11 protein-coding genes are annotated in these 13930 nt (G+C 70.2%); 8 read left to right on the top strand and 3 right to left on the bottom strand.

Annotated features, from left to right (window positions below):
* Positions 1–3 precede the first annotated feature (3 nt).
* From ABQ137_RS00890 to ABQ137_RS00860, 7 genes are all read left to right on the top strand, one after another.
* Positions 4–1338, top strand: a complete 1335-nt coding sequence (locus tag ABQ137_RS00890) for a TldD/PmbA family protein (RefSeq protein WP_039517956.1) — start codon at positions 4–6, stop codon at positions 1336–1338.
* A complete protein-coding gene (locus tag ABQ137_RS00885) occupies positions 1335–2153 on the top strand; it encodes a DUF4159 domain-containing protein (protein WP_184515242.1) in 819 nt (272 codons plus the stop codon). Before ABQ137_RS00890 ends, ABQ137_RS00885 begins: the two co-directional genes overlap by 4 nt.
* A gap of 244 nt (positions 2154–2397) precedes the next feature.
* Positions 2398–3390: an AAA family ATPase gene (locus ABQ137_RS00880; protein WP_024940482.1), complete on the top strand. Its 993-nt coding sequence runs from the start codon at positions 2398–2400 to the stop codon at positions 3388–3390.
* Positions 3391–3403: 13 nt separating this feature from the next.
* Positions 3404–4300 carry a DUF58 domain-containing protein gene (locus tag ABQ137_RS00875; protein WP_184609679.1) on the top strand — a complete coding sequence of 299 codons (897 nt, stop codon included), beginning with the start codon at positions 3404–3406 and terminating at the stop codon, positions 4298–4300.
* A gap of 43 nt (positions 4301–4343) precedes the next feature.
* Positions 4344–5531, top strand: a complete 1188-nt coding sequence (locus tag ABQ137_RS00870) for a BatA domain-containing protein (RefSeq protein ID WP_349780961.1) — start codon at positions 4344–4346, stop codon at positions 5529–5531.
* Positions 5528–7795, top strand: coding sequence for a hypothetical protein (locus tag ABQ137_RS00865; RefSeq protein WP_349780960.1), 2268 nt, complete (start codon positions 5528–5530; stop codon positions 7793–7795). Before ABQ137_RS00870 ends, ABQ137_RS00865 begins: the two co-directional genes overlap by 4 nt.
* A 115-nt stretch (positions 7796–7910) precedes the next feature.
* Positions 7911–9665 (top strand): amino acid adenylation domain-containing protein, encoded by a 1755-nt coding sequence (locus tag ABQ137_RS00860; protein WP_349780959.1) that lies wholly within the window; start codon positions 7911–7913, stop codon positions 9663–9665.
* 121 nt (positions 9666–9786) lie between these two features.
* On the opposite strand, the gene ABQ137_RS00855 is transcribed toward ABQ137_RS00860, so the two are convergent.
* Both ABQ137_RS00855 and ABQ137_RS00850 read right to left on the bottom strand, forming a co-directional pair.
* The gene (locus ABQ137_RS00855) at positions 9787–10431 is read right to left on the bottom strand and encodes a DUF938 domain-containing protein (RefSeq protein WP_349780958.1); all 645 of its coding nucleotides are present in this window, start codon (positions 10429–10431) and stop codon (positions 9787–9789) included.
* A gap of 213 nt (positions 10432–10644) precedes the next feature.
* Positions 10645–11439, bottom strand: coding sequence for an EcsC family protein (locus ABQ137_RS00850; RefSeq protein WP_104569358.1), 795 nt, complete (start codon positions 11437–11439; stop codon positions 10645–10647).
* Between the two features lie 172 nt (positions 11440–11611).
* Here ABQ137_RS00850 and ABQ137_RS00845 point away from each other — a divergent pair, with 172 nt between their 5' ends.
* Positions 11612–12085 carry an SRPBCC family protein gene (locus ABQ137_RS00845; RefSeq protein WP_184380671.1) on the top strand — a complete coding sequence of 158 codons (474 nt, stop codon included), beginning with the start codon at positions 11612–11614 and terminating at the stop codon, positions 12083–12085.
* Positions 12086–12212: 127 nt separating this feature from the next.
* On the opposite strand, the gene proP is transcribed toward ABQ137_RS00845, so the two are convergent.
* Positions 12213–13703 carry a glycine betaine/L-proline transporter ProP gene (gene proP, locus ABQ137_RS00840; RefSeq protein ID WP_349780957.1) on the bottom strand — a complete coding sequence of 497 codons (1491 nt, stop codon included), beginning with the start codon at positions 13701–13703 and terminating at the stop codon, positions 12213–12215.
* Between the last annotated feature and the right edge of the window lie 227 nt (positions 13704–13930).

Raw genomic sequence — 13930 nt, 5'->3', positions numbered from 1 at the left:
CACATGAGCATCCTTACCGAAGCGCAGGCCAAGGCCATCCTGGACAAGGTCATCAAGCTGTCCAAGGCCGACGAGTGCACCGCCACGCTCAGCGGCTCGATCGACGGCAATATCCGTTTCGCACTCAACAACGTGTCCACCAGCGGCATCGTCGACAACACCGACCTGCAGGTGCAGGTGGCGTTCGGCAAGCGCGTGGGTATCGCCACCATCAACGAGTTCGACGACGCCGCGCTGGAGCGCGTGGTGCGGCGTGCCGAAGACCTGGCGCGGCTGGCGCCGGAAAACCCGGAATTCATGCCGGCGGTGGACAAGCAGACCTACAAACCCAGCCCCACCTTCAGCGAATCCACCGCCGCCATCGACCCGGCATTCCGTGCGCAGGTGGCCGCCGATTCGATCGCCCCGTGCAAGGGCAAGGGATTGATCGCGGCCGGCTTCCTGGAAGATGGCCAGAGCTTTACCGCGTTCGCCAACAGCAAGGGCAACTTCGGCTACCAGCGCGGCGCGCGTTTCGACTACACCTGCACCGTGCGTACCGAAGACGGTCGCGGCTCGGGCTGGGTGGGCCGCAACCTCAAGGATGCCGCCGACTTCAAGGCCGAGCAGGACATCCGCATCGCCATGCGCAAGGCCAGCGACTCGTCCGAAGCCAAGGCGCTGGAACCGGGCAAGTACACGGTGATCCTGGAGCCGGCAGCGGCGGCAGGCCTGATTTCTTTCATGATGCGCTACTTCGATGCGCGCATGGCCGACGAGGGCCGCAGCTTCCTGTCCAAGAAGGGCGGCGGCAACAAGCTGGGCGAGCAGGTCTACGACCCGCGCGTGAACATCACCGCCGACCCGTGGGATGCGCGTGCCGCCGTGCTGCCATGGGACGAGGAAGGCCTGCCGCGCGAGAAGATGCCGATCGTGGAGAACGGCAAGATCGCCAACCTGCAGTACTCGCGGTTCTGGGCGCAGAAGAACGGCAAGCGCGCGGTCGGCGAGCCCGGCAACCTGCTGATGGCCGGTGGCGACAAGAACATCGCCGAGCTGGTGCGCGGCACCGAGAAGGGCATCCTGGTCACGCGCACCTGGTACATCCGCATGGTCGATCCGCAGACCGTGCTGCTGACCGGGCTGACCCGCGACGGCACCTTCTACATCGAGAACGGGCAGATCAAGTACCCGGTGAAGAATTTCCGCTTCAACGAATCGCCGATCATCATGCTCAACAACATCGACGAGCTGGGCAGGCCGGTACGCGTGGCCGGCGATGAATCCAGCTACGTGATGATGATCCCGCCGATGCGGTTGCGCGACTTTACGTTTACCTCGTTGTCGGATGCGGTGTGACTGAGAGCCGGGAATCGGGATTGGGGAATCGGGAATGGGAGAGCGGAGCAAGCTCTTCGCGGCCCGATGGTTTTCCTGCACATCCCGTTCCCGGTCTACACGCCCTGGCGGCGCACGCGACGCGCCGTCATTTCCTTGGGTTGCTGCTCGGTAGCGTCGCTGCGTTGGCGTTACCGCGGCAGGCGCGGGCGGCGGGCAATTACGATTTCTGGTTTACCCGGCTGCGCTACGACTCGGGCGATTGGGATGTGGATGCGCGCATGCCGTCCAACCTGATCACCTCGCTGATCGACTACACCCAGCTGCGCGTGGACCCGCAGGAACATGTGCTGGATCTGGCCGATCCGCGCATGCTGCAGGCGCCGTTCTGCTATCTGTCCGGGCACAAGCTGGTGGAGTTCAATCCCGCCGAGCGGCGCTACTTCGAGCGCTATGTGCGCAATGGCGGCTTCGTGTTCGTGGACGATTGCAACCACGATATCGACGGCCTGTTCGCCACCTCGTTCGAAGCGCAGATGACCTCCATCTTCGGCAAGGCCGCGCTGCAGAAATTGCCCAAGAACCATCGTCTCTACAGCGCATTCTTCAAATTCCCCGACGGCCCGCCGGCCACCAGTTTCGAGCTCAACGGCTGGGGCGACGACCTGGTGCACGATTATCTCAGGGGCATCAGCATCGACGGCCGGCTCGGCGTGTTGTACAGCAACAAGGATTACGGCTGCGAATGGGATTACGACTGGCGCAACAAACGCTTCCTGGCCGAAGACAACACCAAGTTCGCAGTGAACATCGTGATGTATGCATTGACCAACTGAAATCGATCCGTAGGAGCGCGCTGGCGCGCGATGCCGTACCGGTAACACCGCCTCGCGCGCCAGCGCTCCTGCACACATCGCGTGAGATGTTTTGCAGGCACGGGCACGGCATCCACCGCCAACCACCGCCATCGCACCCGCGAGCCCCGCACGCCTTTGTAGGAGCGCGCCTGCGCGCGATGCCTTATCGCTAACGCCGCATCGCGCGCTCTTACGCCAGCAGTCCCACAACGAGACGTTTCCCATGACTTCCCCCAACGACGACACCCTCACCCGGCAGCTCTCCCAACTCGGCGCGTTGCGTGCGGCCCTGGCGCAGGCGGTGGTGGGCCAGGACGCGGTAGTGGAGCAACTGCTGATCGGCCTGCTCGCCGGCGGCCACTGCCTGCTGGAAGGCGCGCCCGGCCTGGGCAAGACGCTGCTGGTGCGCTCGCTGGGGCAGGCGCTGGAGCTGCAGTTCCGCCGCGTGCAGTTCACCCCGGACCTGATGCCCAGCGACATTCTCGGCACCGAGCTGCTGGAAGAGGATCACGGCACCGGACATCGCCAGTTCCGGTTCCAGCAGGGGCCGATCTTCACCAACCTGCTGCTGGCCGACGAGCTCAATCGCACCCCGCCCAAGACCCAGGCCGCGCTGCTGGAGGCGATGAGCGAGCGCACGGTGAGTTACGCCGGCACCACCTATGCGTTGCCGGCGCCGTTCTTCGTGCTGGCCACGCAGAACCCGATCGAGCAGGCCGGCACCTATCCGTTGCCGGAAGCGCAGCTGGACCGCTTCCTGCTGCATGTGCGGGTGGACTATCCCAGCGAGCAGGAAGAGCGCGACATCCTCAGCCAGACCACCGGTACCAGCAGCGCGCAGGTGCCCAGGGTGATGGACGCCGATAGCGTGCTGGCGCTGCAGCAACAGGTGCGGCACGTGCACGTGGGCGCGGATCTGCTGACCTGGATCAATCGCCTGGTGCGGGCCAGCCGCCCCGGCCCGCAGGCCAGCGAGGACGTGCGCCAGTGGATCAAATGGGGCGCCGGCCCACGCGCCGGGCAATCGCTGGTGCTGGCGGCCAAGGCGCGTGCGCTGTTGCATGGCCGCCTTGCCGCCACCCGCGAGGATGTCGTCGCGCTGGCCGCGCCGGTGATGCGCCATCGCCTGTTGCTGTCGTTCGCCGCCGAGGCCGAACAACGCAGCGCCGACGATGTGGTCGCCGCGCTGCTGCGCGCCGTGCCGTTCCCGGCGTGAGGCGCGTTGCGGCGTGAGCATGGACGTGCCGGCACTGATTCCCGCCGAGCTGCGCAGTCGCCTGCGCGGCCTGCAGTTGCGTGCGCGGCAGGCGCAGGGCGCGCAGGGGATCGGCCAGCACGCCAGCCGCAGCCGCGGCGCCGGTCTGGAATTCTCGCAATACCGCGCCTACGAGCCCGGCGATGCCTTGCGCCAGATCGACTGGAAGCTCTACGCCCGTTCAGACCGGTTCTTCGTGCGCGAGGCCGAGCGCGAAAGCCCGCTGACGCTGTGGGTGTTGCTCGACGCCACCGCCTCCGCCGGCCAGGCCGACCAGGCGCGCCCGCAGGTCACGCGCCTGCAGGCGATGGCGACCCTGGCCGCGTGCGCTACCGAGGTCGCGCTGCAGCAAGGCGACCAGGTCGGCCTGTTCGCGGTGCATGGCAATGGCCTGGTGGCCGTGCCGGCCGGTGGCGGGCCGCGCCAGCGCGACCGGCTCTGGCTGGCCCTGCACGGGCTGCGCGCCGGTGGGCGCTGGCCGGGCATGGACGCGCTGCGTCCACTGTGGGAACGCATCGCCGCTCATTCACTGGTGCTGTCGATCGGCGACGGCTTCGACCAGGACCTGCTCGGCGCGCTGGAAAAACTCGCCGCCGCACGCCGCGAGGTGATGCAGCTGCAGGTGCTGACCTGCGACGAACGCGATTTCCCCTTCAGCGGCGGGCATCGCTTCCGCGACCCGGAAACCGGCGAAGAACTGCTCGGCGACGGCGCCGCGATGCGCGCTGCGTATCTGCAACGCTTCGGCGCTGCCCAGCGCGCGTTGCAGGCACGCTGGCAGGCGGCCGGCATCGCGCACGCGGTGCACTACCTGGATGCGCCACCGGATGCGGCATTGCGCGAGCTGTTTGCACACGGTGCGCGGCGATGAGCCAGCGCACCGGCGCCAGTGCCGCAGCTGAGGGAGCGCAGCAATGAACCTGCTCCTGCTGTTCCCCGCCGGCCTGGCCGCGTTGGCCGCACTGCTGCTGCCGTTGCTGATCCATCTGGCCCGACGCAGCGAACACCGGCCCACCGACTTTGCCGCATTGCGCTGGCTGCGCGCGCAGCCGCGGCCCCGGCACCGGCTGCGTTTCGACGAATGGCCGCTGCTGCTGGTGCGCCTGCTGCTGCTGGCCGCAGTGGCGCTGCTGCTGGCCGAGCCGGCCTTGCGCGACCACCAGCAGGCGCGCCCGCGCGTCGCGGTCAGCCCCGGCGTGGATCTGGCCGCGGCCCGGGCGCTCAGCCACGCGGCCAACGCGCAGTGGGTGTGGCTGGCCCCAGGCTTCCCGCCGATCGCTGCCGATGCCGCACACCCACCCGCCACGCCCGCCGGCACCTCGCCGCCGGTCGGCAGCCTGCTGCGCGAACTCGATGCCAGCCTGCCGCCGGAGACCGCGCTGCGCGTGATCGTGCCCAGCCAGTGGGGGCCGCTGGATGCGCAACGCCTGCAGCTGTCGCGCGAGGTGCGCTGGCAGGTGCTGCCCGGCCAGTCGCCGGCGGCCGCCGTGGCGCCCGTCCCACCGTTGCGGCTGCAGGCAATCGCCGATGCCCCCACCGAGCCGGCCCTGCGCTATCTGCGCGCCGTGCATGCCGCCTGGGCACTGCCCGGCGCATTGCCGGTAAGCACCCCCGACGCAGCCGAGCCGGCACGCTGGCCAGCCGGCACGGTGGTGGCGTGGCTATCGCAGCGCCCACCACCGGCGCCGGTCATCGCCTGGGTCGCGGCCGGCGGGCAACTGCTGCTCGATGCGCAGACGCCGGCCCCGCCCGCACTGGCGGGCCCGCTGCAAGCGCTGCTGCAGGACGCACACGGCGCCGCGCTGATCGATGCCGCAACGGTCGGCCGCGGCCGCCTGCTGCGCTGGGCCGCGCCATTACAGCCGCAGCGGCTGCCGGCGCTGCTGGATGCCGACTTCCCCACCCGCCTGCACGACGCCCTGCAGTCGACACCCGCACCACAGCGCGCGCTGGCGCAGACCCAGCAGCCGCAACGCGGCCCCGCCATCCGCCTGGCCAGCGCCCCCTGGCCGCTCGCGCCATGGTTGATCGGCCTGGTGCTGCTGCTGTTTGCGATCGAACGCTGGCTGGCCACCGCGCCCCGCCGGAGCCGCGCGGCATGAGCACGCCGGCCCTGCACCACGCCTGGCAGGCCGCGCGGCGGCGGCAGGCCGCAGGCGTGCTGCTGTGCGGGCTGCCGCTGGCCGCGCTGCCGGCGCTGCTGGTGTGGCGCACCGGTCCGCAGCCGGCGATCCTGCCGTTGCTGCTCCTGGGCGTGCTGGCGCTGATCGGCGTGGCGCTGCTGGCGGCACGCCGGCTGGACCAGACCTGGCTGATCCGCCGGCTGGATCGCGACGCGGATCTGGAAGACAGCAGCGACCTGCTGTTCGCCCCGGCAGGGCAGCTCGGCCCGTTGCAGGCCCTGCAGCGCCAGCGCCTGGAACAACGCCTGCGCAGCACCCCGCGTGATCTGCGCCCGGCCTGGCCCTGGCGGCGCGCCTGGGCTTGGGGCCTGCCCGGCCTGCTCGCCTGCGCCGCGGTGCTGCTGTGGCCGCACCCCGCTCACCGCCCCACCGCAGGCAACGACCGGATCGCCGCCGCCCGCGCCGGCACCGGCGCCCCCACCCTGGGTCAGGCGCGGCTGCACAGCACCCCGCCCGCCTACACCGGCCTGCCGCCCGCACGCCTGCCCGGCCTGGATGCACGCGTGCCGGCCGGCACCCGGCTGCACTGGCAGCTGCAGGTCAACCCGGCTCCGCGCAGCGTGGCGCTGCGGCTCAGTGACGGCCGCAGCATTGCGCTGGCCCGGCAAGGCAGCACCGATCAATGGCAGGGCCAGTGGGTCGCCGAGCGTGCCAGCCTGTACCGCATCCTCATCGACGGCGCGCCGGCCGACCGCCAGCTGCACCGCCTCGACGTGCTGCCGGACCGCCCGCCACAGGTGCGCGTGCTGGCGCCCGAAGAGAGCCTGGTGCTGTGGACGCCGTCCCAGACCGGCAATCGAGGCTGGGCGCTGCGCTTCGAAGCCAGCGACGACTACGCGGTCGCCGCCAGCGCCGAGCTGCGCCTGACCCTGGCCCAGGGCAGCGGCGAAAACATCACCTTCAAGACCCAGCGCCGCACGCTCGGCGGCAGCGGCCCGGCCCGGCTGCGCGGTTTTTCCACCACGCTGCAGCCGCAGGCGCTGGGCATGGCCGCCGGCGACGACCTGATCGCCCAGCTCATCGTGCACGACACCCGCCAGCCCGGCCCGCAGGAAGGCCGCAGCGCCAGCGTGATCCTGCGCTGGCCACCGCCGGAGCAGACCATGGCCGCCGGCCTGGAGGCCAGCGTCAAGCAGACCTTGCCGGCCTACTTCCGCAGCCAGCGCCAGATCATCATCGACGCCGAGGCGCTGCTGAAGGAAAAGCCGCGCCTGGACCCGGCCACCTACCTCAAGCGCGCCGACGCCATCGGCGTGGACCAGCGCCTGTTGCGGCTGCGCTACGGCCAGTTCCTGGGCGAGGAGAGCGAAGGCGCGCCCAAGGGCCCGCCGACCGCCGACGAAGCGCCGACCAGCGACGCCCCGGCCGAGGATCTGCCCACCGCCGACATGCCCACCGCGGATGCGCCGGCAATGCCTGCGGCGCCCGCGCCCGCCCGGGACGAACACGGGCACGATGCGCACGACCACGCCGCCGAGTCCGGCGCTGCCGCGCTGGACGACCACGACCATGGGCATGGCGACGGGGCGCCGGAGCGCGGCGGCTTCGGCCAGGCGCAGGACGTGCTGTCCGAGTTCGGGCACACCCACGACCATGCCGAAGCCGCCACCCTGCTCGACCCGCAGACCCGCGCGCTGCTGCGCGCCGCGCTGGACCAGATGTGGCAGTCCGAGGGCGAGCTGCGCCAGGGCCATCCGGAGCGTGCGTTGCCGTTTGCCAACAAGGCGCTGGGCTTCATCAAGCAGGTGCAGCAGGCCGAACGCATCTACCTGGCGCGGGTCGGCACGCAGTTGCCGCCGATCGACCCCGGCCGCCGCTTGAGCGGTGACCGCGCCGGCCTGGGCGACCGTGCCGCCGGCCTGGACAGCCGCCCGGATCCGGACCCGTCGGCGCTGCAGTTGTGGGACGCCCTCGGCGAGCAGGCCCCGGTACCCGACGCCACCCTGGCCCACTACGCGCAGTGGCTGCAGGCCCAGCAGGAGCGCCTGCAGGATCCGCTGGGCCTGGCCGCGGCGGTGGAAACCCTGCGCGCCGAACCCGATTGCGCCAGCTGCCGCGCCCAGCTGCGCGCCCAGGTCTGGCGCACGCTGGTCGCCCCGCCGGCCCCGCTGCACCGCCGCGCCCCTGCCGACGCGCGCGGCCAGCGCTATCTGGATGCCCTGCGCCAGGAGCCGCAACCATGATGCTGCCACCACCCCGGTTGACCGCACGCGGCAAGTTCCGCCTGCTGCACGCGCGCGCGGCGACCCGGCGCCTGGGGCCACGGCGGGCTGGATGTACGCAAGCGGAGCCGCAGGCATGACGCTTGCGCTGCCCTGGCTGGTCGGCAGTGCCTTGCTGCTGCTGGTGATGCTGAGCTGGTTCCGGCTGCTGCGCGCACATACCCGGCAACCACGCGCGCGGCTGTGGCTGTTGCTCGCCGCCCAACCGCTCCTGGCCGGCCTGCTCTACCCGGTGCTGCTGCCGCCGCCGCGCGCCGGTAGTGCGAGCGAACTGCATGTCGCCACCGCAGGCACCCAGGCAGACCAGGTTCGCCCGACTGCTGCGGCGTGGGTCGCCCTGCCCGAGGCGCCCACCTTGCCCGGCGTGCCACGCGTCCCGGACCTGGCCACCGCGTTACGGCGCGCGCCCGGCACCACCGCGCTGGTCGTGCATGGCAGCGGCCTGCCGGCGCGCGACCGCGACGGCCTGCGCGTCCCTGTGCGGCTGGCGCTGGCTCCGGCGCCGACCGGTCTGGTCGCCGTCTCCACGCCGCCGCCGGCCGCACCCGGCGAACGCATCGCCATCAGCGCGCGTGTGCAGGGCCTGCCGGGCGCGCGGGTGGAGCTGCTGGATCCTGCCGGGCAGGTGGTCGACACCGCCACCGCCGATGCGGCCGGCCAGGTGCAGCTGCGTGGTCCGGCGCGCGCACCGGGGCAGGTGCTGTTCGCGCTGCGCCTGCGCGATGGCGCAGGCGCCGAACGCGGCCGCGTGCAGGTGCCGGTGCTGATCGCCGCGGTGCCGTCCGCACGCGTGCTGTTGCTGGCCGGCGCGCCGCAGCCGGAATTGAAATACCTGCGCCGTTGGGCCAGCGATGCCGGCATGCAGGTGCGCAGCCAGATCGCCATCGGCCCGGGCGTGCAACTGGGCGAGGGCGCTGCACTGGATGCCGCCAGCCTGGATGCGCTGGACCTGCTGGTCATCGACCAGCGCCGCCTGGTCGCCCTGGGCAACGCGCAGCGCCAGGGCCTGCGCGCCGCGATCGGCCGCGGCCTGGGCGTGCTGGTGCGCACCGACGGCCCCCTGGATGCTGCCGCCCGCGCCGCGCTCGGCGAGCTGGGCCTGGCCGTGACAGGCGGCAGCACCGGCGCAGCGGTCCCCGCGCCGCGCTCGCTGGCATCGCCCGGCGCCAGCGACGCAGCCGCAGCGCCGGCCGACGCCGCGCCACTGCCGCCCCTGCAACGCCGCACCCTGCAGCCGCAACAGGCCGATGCCGTGATCGCCGCACGCGCAGACGACGGCAGCGCGTTGGGCTGGTGGCGGCCGCAAGGCCGCGGCCGCATCGGCATCGGCCTGATCGAAGACAGTTTTGCCCTGGTCCTGGCCGGCCGCAGCGACCTGCATGCCGCGCTGTGGGCGCAGCTGGTGAGCGCTGTCGCCCGCGCAGGCGGCAGCGCGCAGGCTGCGGTGCAGACTGGCTGGTCGCAGCACCGCATGACGCTGTGCGGTGTCGCCGCGGACGCGGCCGTCATCGGCCCTACGGGCGCATCTCAAGCGCTGCTGATCGATCCCACCAGCGGCGCGCGGGCCTGCGCCGCCTACTGGCCCACCACCGCAGGCTGGCATCGTCTGCAGACCGGCACCGAACAGCGCTGGCTCTATGTCCGCGCGCCCGGCGATGCCCCCGCGCTGCACACCCAGCAGATCCGCGACGCCACCGTTGCAATGGCCGCCGTCGACGCGCCCGCAAGCGTCGGCGCGCCAACAGCACAGCCCGGCGCCCGCTGGCCCTGGCTGCTGGCCTGGCTCACGCTGGCCGCAGCACTGTGGTGGCTGGAACGACGCCGGCGCTGACTGCGGCAGTGCACGGCCACATCAGCGCAGGCCCGCGTGCGGCGCGCTTTCCAGGGCCTTTGCACTCCACTGCACTGGAAAACAGCAGTGCTGCAACATCGGCAACGTCTTGGTGACACATTCAACGCGACTGACGCGACCACACCCGGCAACAGTTGTTCGCCGGCAACGCCACATCGTCGATCAACTGCAAGCCCACCGACGCCGCCAGTGCATCCACCGCTTCGGCATCGCGAATGCCCGATGCGGCATCGCGTTCGCGCAGCATCGCATCGAACGCGCGATTGCTCTGGCTGGTGAATTGGCCATCGCGGTTGAACGGCCCATACACCACCAGCAGCGCATCCGGTGCCATCACCGCCGGCAGCCCTGCAAACAGCGCCTGTACCTGCGGCCAGCCCATGATGTGCAAGGTGTTGGCGCTGTAGACCGCGTCGTAGCCGGCAGGCTCGCCCGCCTGCGCAGGCGGCAATGGCGGCGTGGGCGCCAGGCCCGGTGTCGGCGTCAGCACCGCCTGCAATGCAATCGGTGGCGGCGTATTCGGTAATGCCGCCTCGTCCAGCCACTGCGTCATGCCCGGCAGATGGTCGGCATGATCGCTGGCCTGCCAGCGCAACCACGGCATCGCCGCGGCAAAATGCACCGCGTGCTGCCCGGTCCCGGCGCCGACTTCCAGCACATTGCGGCGGTCGGCAAAGTGCCGTTGCAACACCTCCAGGATCGGGTCGCGGTTGCGCGCGGAGGCTGGCGAAAAGGGTTTGGTCATGGAAGACATCCAGGAAGAGCGAACCCGATTGTCGCGCGCGGCGGCGGCGTTGCGCAGTGCGCACGAGGGCATCGATGCGGCACCGCGCCCGCATGCGCGTGCGAGTGCGCGTGCATCAATGCAGGCCCGCAAATTCCGTGGATGCTTGCAGGTTGCCTGGATGGCGCCTGCAGCTTGCCCGCCGCAGATGTGCGGCACCGCCTGGCGTTAGGTTCAACGCGCCGCCGGCAATGCGTCATACGCACGTCGCACCGCGTCCTCGCCATAGCGCCGCTCCAGCCGGCGCACGATGAAGTGCCCGCGCGCCATCGCCTGGAAGTGGCGCATGAACACCGTATTGAGGGTTGCGCCGCTCACCGCACCGACCAGCGGCACTGCCTGCACGGCGAGTTTTTCGCCGACATTGACCGAGAACTTGGCCGCAACGCGCGACACCAGCGACACCAGCACCGGCGCGCCCTTGCTGGCAAACCCGTGTGCGGCAACGTATTGCGCCGCAGCGCTGAGTTGTTGCGCCATCGCCGCGCGTACCGCGAAGTAGCCCGATTCGGCGCCATCATCGCCGACACTGCGCCCGCCATGCGCCAGCACTTCCAGGCAGGCCAACGCGGTGTCCGGATCGTGCAGCGATTCCCCTTCGGAACGGGCGATATCGGCGATGGAGCGCAACATCACCGTGGTGGTCACCGGCAGCTCCACCAACAGCCCGGGCAGGCCGAAGAATCCGCCCGCACCACCGGCGACAGCCACCGCCATGGTGTGGCGTGCGGTGGACGCAGGCTGCTGCAGATCGGTCTTGCCGCGCAGGCTCAGTAATGCCGATTTCATCGCCACCTGCAGCGCGCGGCGGGTCACGCCGTCGATGCTGCGGGTGACCAGCTTCGGCAGCCGTCGGCTGATCAGGCTCTCGATCGGCGCGCCCATTGCATTGGCCAGTCGGGCGGCCACGCCGGGGTTTTCCAACAGCGCGTGCGCGGTGGCCAGATCGCGTTGCGCGGCAACGTCCATCACCGGGATCGGAAGCGTCGTCATGCCTGCTCTTCGTCGTTGGGGGCTTGCACCGATGGTACCCAGCGCCATGTGAGCGCCGGACGAGCGAACTCGGCAAGCGAAAACGCCGCCCTGCAATTGGCTGGCAAAATGCGCCATCATCGGGGTTCAAGCAGCTAATGCCGATCAGATGAATCGTGAGATCCGCCACAGCATCGTCATTGCGGCCGCGCCGGAAGTGGTCTGCGCCGCTTTGTCAGAGCCCATGCAGCTGGCGCGCTGGTGGACGCGCGAGGTGAGCCTGGTCGAGAACCGGGTGCGGCTGGACTGGAGCCGGCAGGGCTGGCGGGTGGAGCTGAGCATCGACGACGGTGCCGACTACCGCCTGGTGCGCTGGCGCTGCCACGCCTCCAACATGCTCGACACCGACGCCTGGGAGGGCACGGTGATGCGCTTTGACCTGCGTTCCACCAGCCAGGGCACGCAGGTGGAGTTCGAACACTCCGGCTATCGCGACTCGCCCTGCAAGGAAGCCTGTGCGCGCGGCTGGCGCTTCTTTTTGGGCAGCAGCCTCAAGCGCTATGTGGAAACCGGCGAAGGCATGCCGTCAGCCGACATGCGCAGCCCCGAGCTGCCCGACAGCGGCGGTAGCGTACCGCGCTAGCGGCGCCGACTGCAGGGATCCATTGGCATCGCGGCGTGCACGCTCGCCCGCCTCTGTGTGCATCCAACCGGACTTGTGTGCCAACCGCGTTGGCGACCTCATGGCAGATCGCTCACGCCGGGTCCGCTTACGCCGTATGCGGCTGGCCCATGGCAGGCGCCGTGCTGCCGGGCAGCTGCGCATCCACCGTCACCGGGCTGTCGCTGCGCAGCAATGCGCGCGCCTCGGCGTCGGTGGCCACCGCCGGCGGCGAGCCGCGCAGCGGCAGGCCGGCGGTTTCGCGCACGAACAGCATGGTCACCAGGCCGATCGCCGCCGCGCCCATCAGGTAGTACGCCGGCACCAGCGGGTCGCCGCTGCGCTCCACCAGCCAGGCGGTCACCAGCGGCGTGGTGCCGCCGAACAACGACACCGACACGTTGAAGGCGATCGACAACGCGCTGTAGCGCACCGGCGTGTAGAACAGCGCCGGCAGCGTGGACGGCATCGAACTGGTGAAGCACACCAGCGCCAGGCCGAGCAGCATCAGGCCGGCGAAGATCAAGCCGTCGTGGCCGCTGCCGATCAGCAGCAGGCAGGGGATGGCCAGCGCGAACAACGCGACGCAGGCGCCGATGATCATCGGCCGGCGGCCCAGCCTGTCGCTGAACAGGCCGCCGACGATGTTGAGCGGCATCATCACCAGCATCACCAGAATGATCAGCAACAGGCCCTTGCTCTCGGCATAGCCCATGGTCACGCTGAGATAGCTGGGCATGTAGGTCAGCAGCATGTAGTCGGTGACGTTGAACACCAGCACCAGCCCCACGCACTTGAGCAATTGCGGCCAGTGCAGGCGCAGCATCGTCAGCAGGCCCTGCGCGGCGGTTTCGCGCTCGCGCTGTTCGGATTGCTCGGTATAGGCGCGAAATGCCGGGGTTTCTTCCAGCTTCATACGCATGTACAGGCCCAGCAGCCCCAGCGGGCCGGCAATTAGGAACGGCACGCGCCAGCCCCAGTCGAGCATCTGCGCCTGGGTCACCGTCATGTGCAACACCGTCACCGTGGCGGCGCCGGCGATGTAGCCGCCCAGGGTGCCGAATTCCAGCCAGCTGCCCATCAATCCACGATTGCGGTCGGTGGCGTATTCGGCGATGAAGGTCGCCGCGCCGCCGTATTCGCCACCGGTGGAAAACCCCTGCAACAGCCGCGCCAGCAACAGCAGCGCCGGTGCCCACAGACCGATCTTGGCGTAGGACGGAATCAGGCCGATGCTGAAGGTGCCCAGGGCCATCAGGATCATGGTCGCGGCCAATACCTTCTGCCGCCCGTAGCGGTCGCCGAGCGGGCCGAACACCAGCCCGCCGATCGGCCGCACCAGGAAGGCGACGGTGAAAGTGGCAAAGGTGGCGATCAACTGCGCGGTGGGATTGCTGGCCGGGAAGAACACCTGCCCCAACGTCACCGCCAGATAGCCGTACACGCCGAAGTCGAACCACTCCATCGCATTGCCCAGCGCGGCGGCGCCTACTGCCTTGCGCAGCATGCCGCGGTCCACCACGGTGACTTCGTCCAGTTGCAGTTGGCGGCGGCGCTTGAACCAACCGAAGTGCGAGGCAATCGCGCGCGCGTCGTGCATGTGTTGTGTCTCCATGTGCGGCCATCGCTGCCCGCTCGCCCTGGCAACGCACAGGACACGGCGCATCACGCAGGCATGGCAATGGCACATGCACAAGATGACGCCGGAGGCATTCCCGGACGGCCGCGTGGACTCAGCGACGCTGCGGGACAGACGACCAAGGGATGGGCAATGCCCAAGGGCTTGATCAGCCCGTTATGGTACTACAGCGCGCAGATCGCTGCAGC

The sequence above is a fragment of the Xanthomonas sp. WHRI 8393 genome, assembly GCF_040203315.1.
In the GTDB taxonomy this organism is placed as follows: Bacteria; Pseudomonadota; Gammaproteobacteria; order Xanthomonadales; family Xanthomonadaceae; genus Xanthomonas; species Xanthomonas arboricola.
The sequence above is the reverse complement of the archived record's forward strand: the minus strand, read 5'-3'. Positions and strand labels throughout refer to the sequence as shown.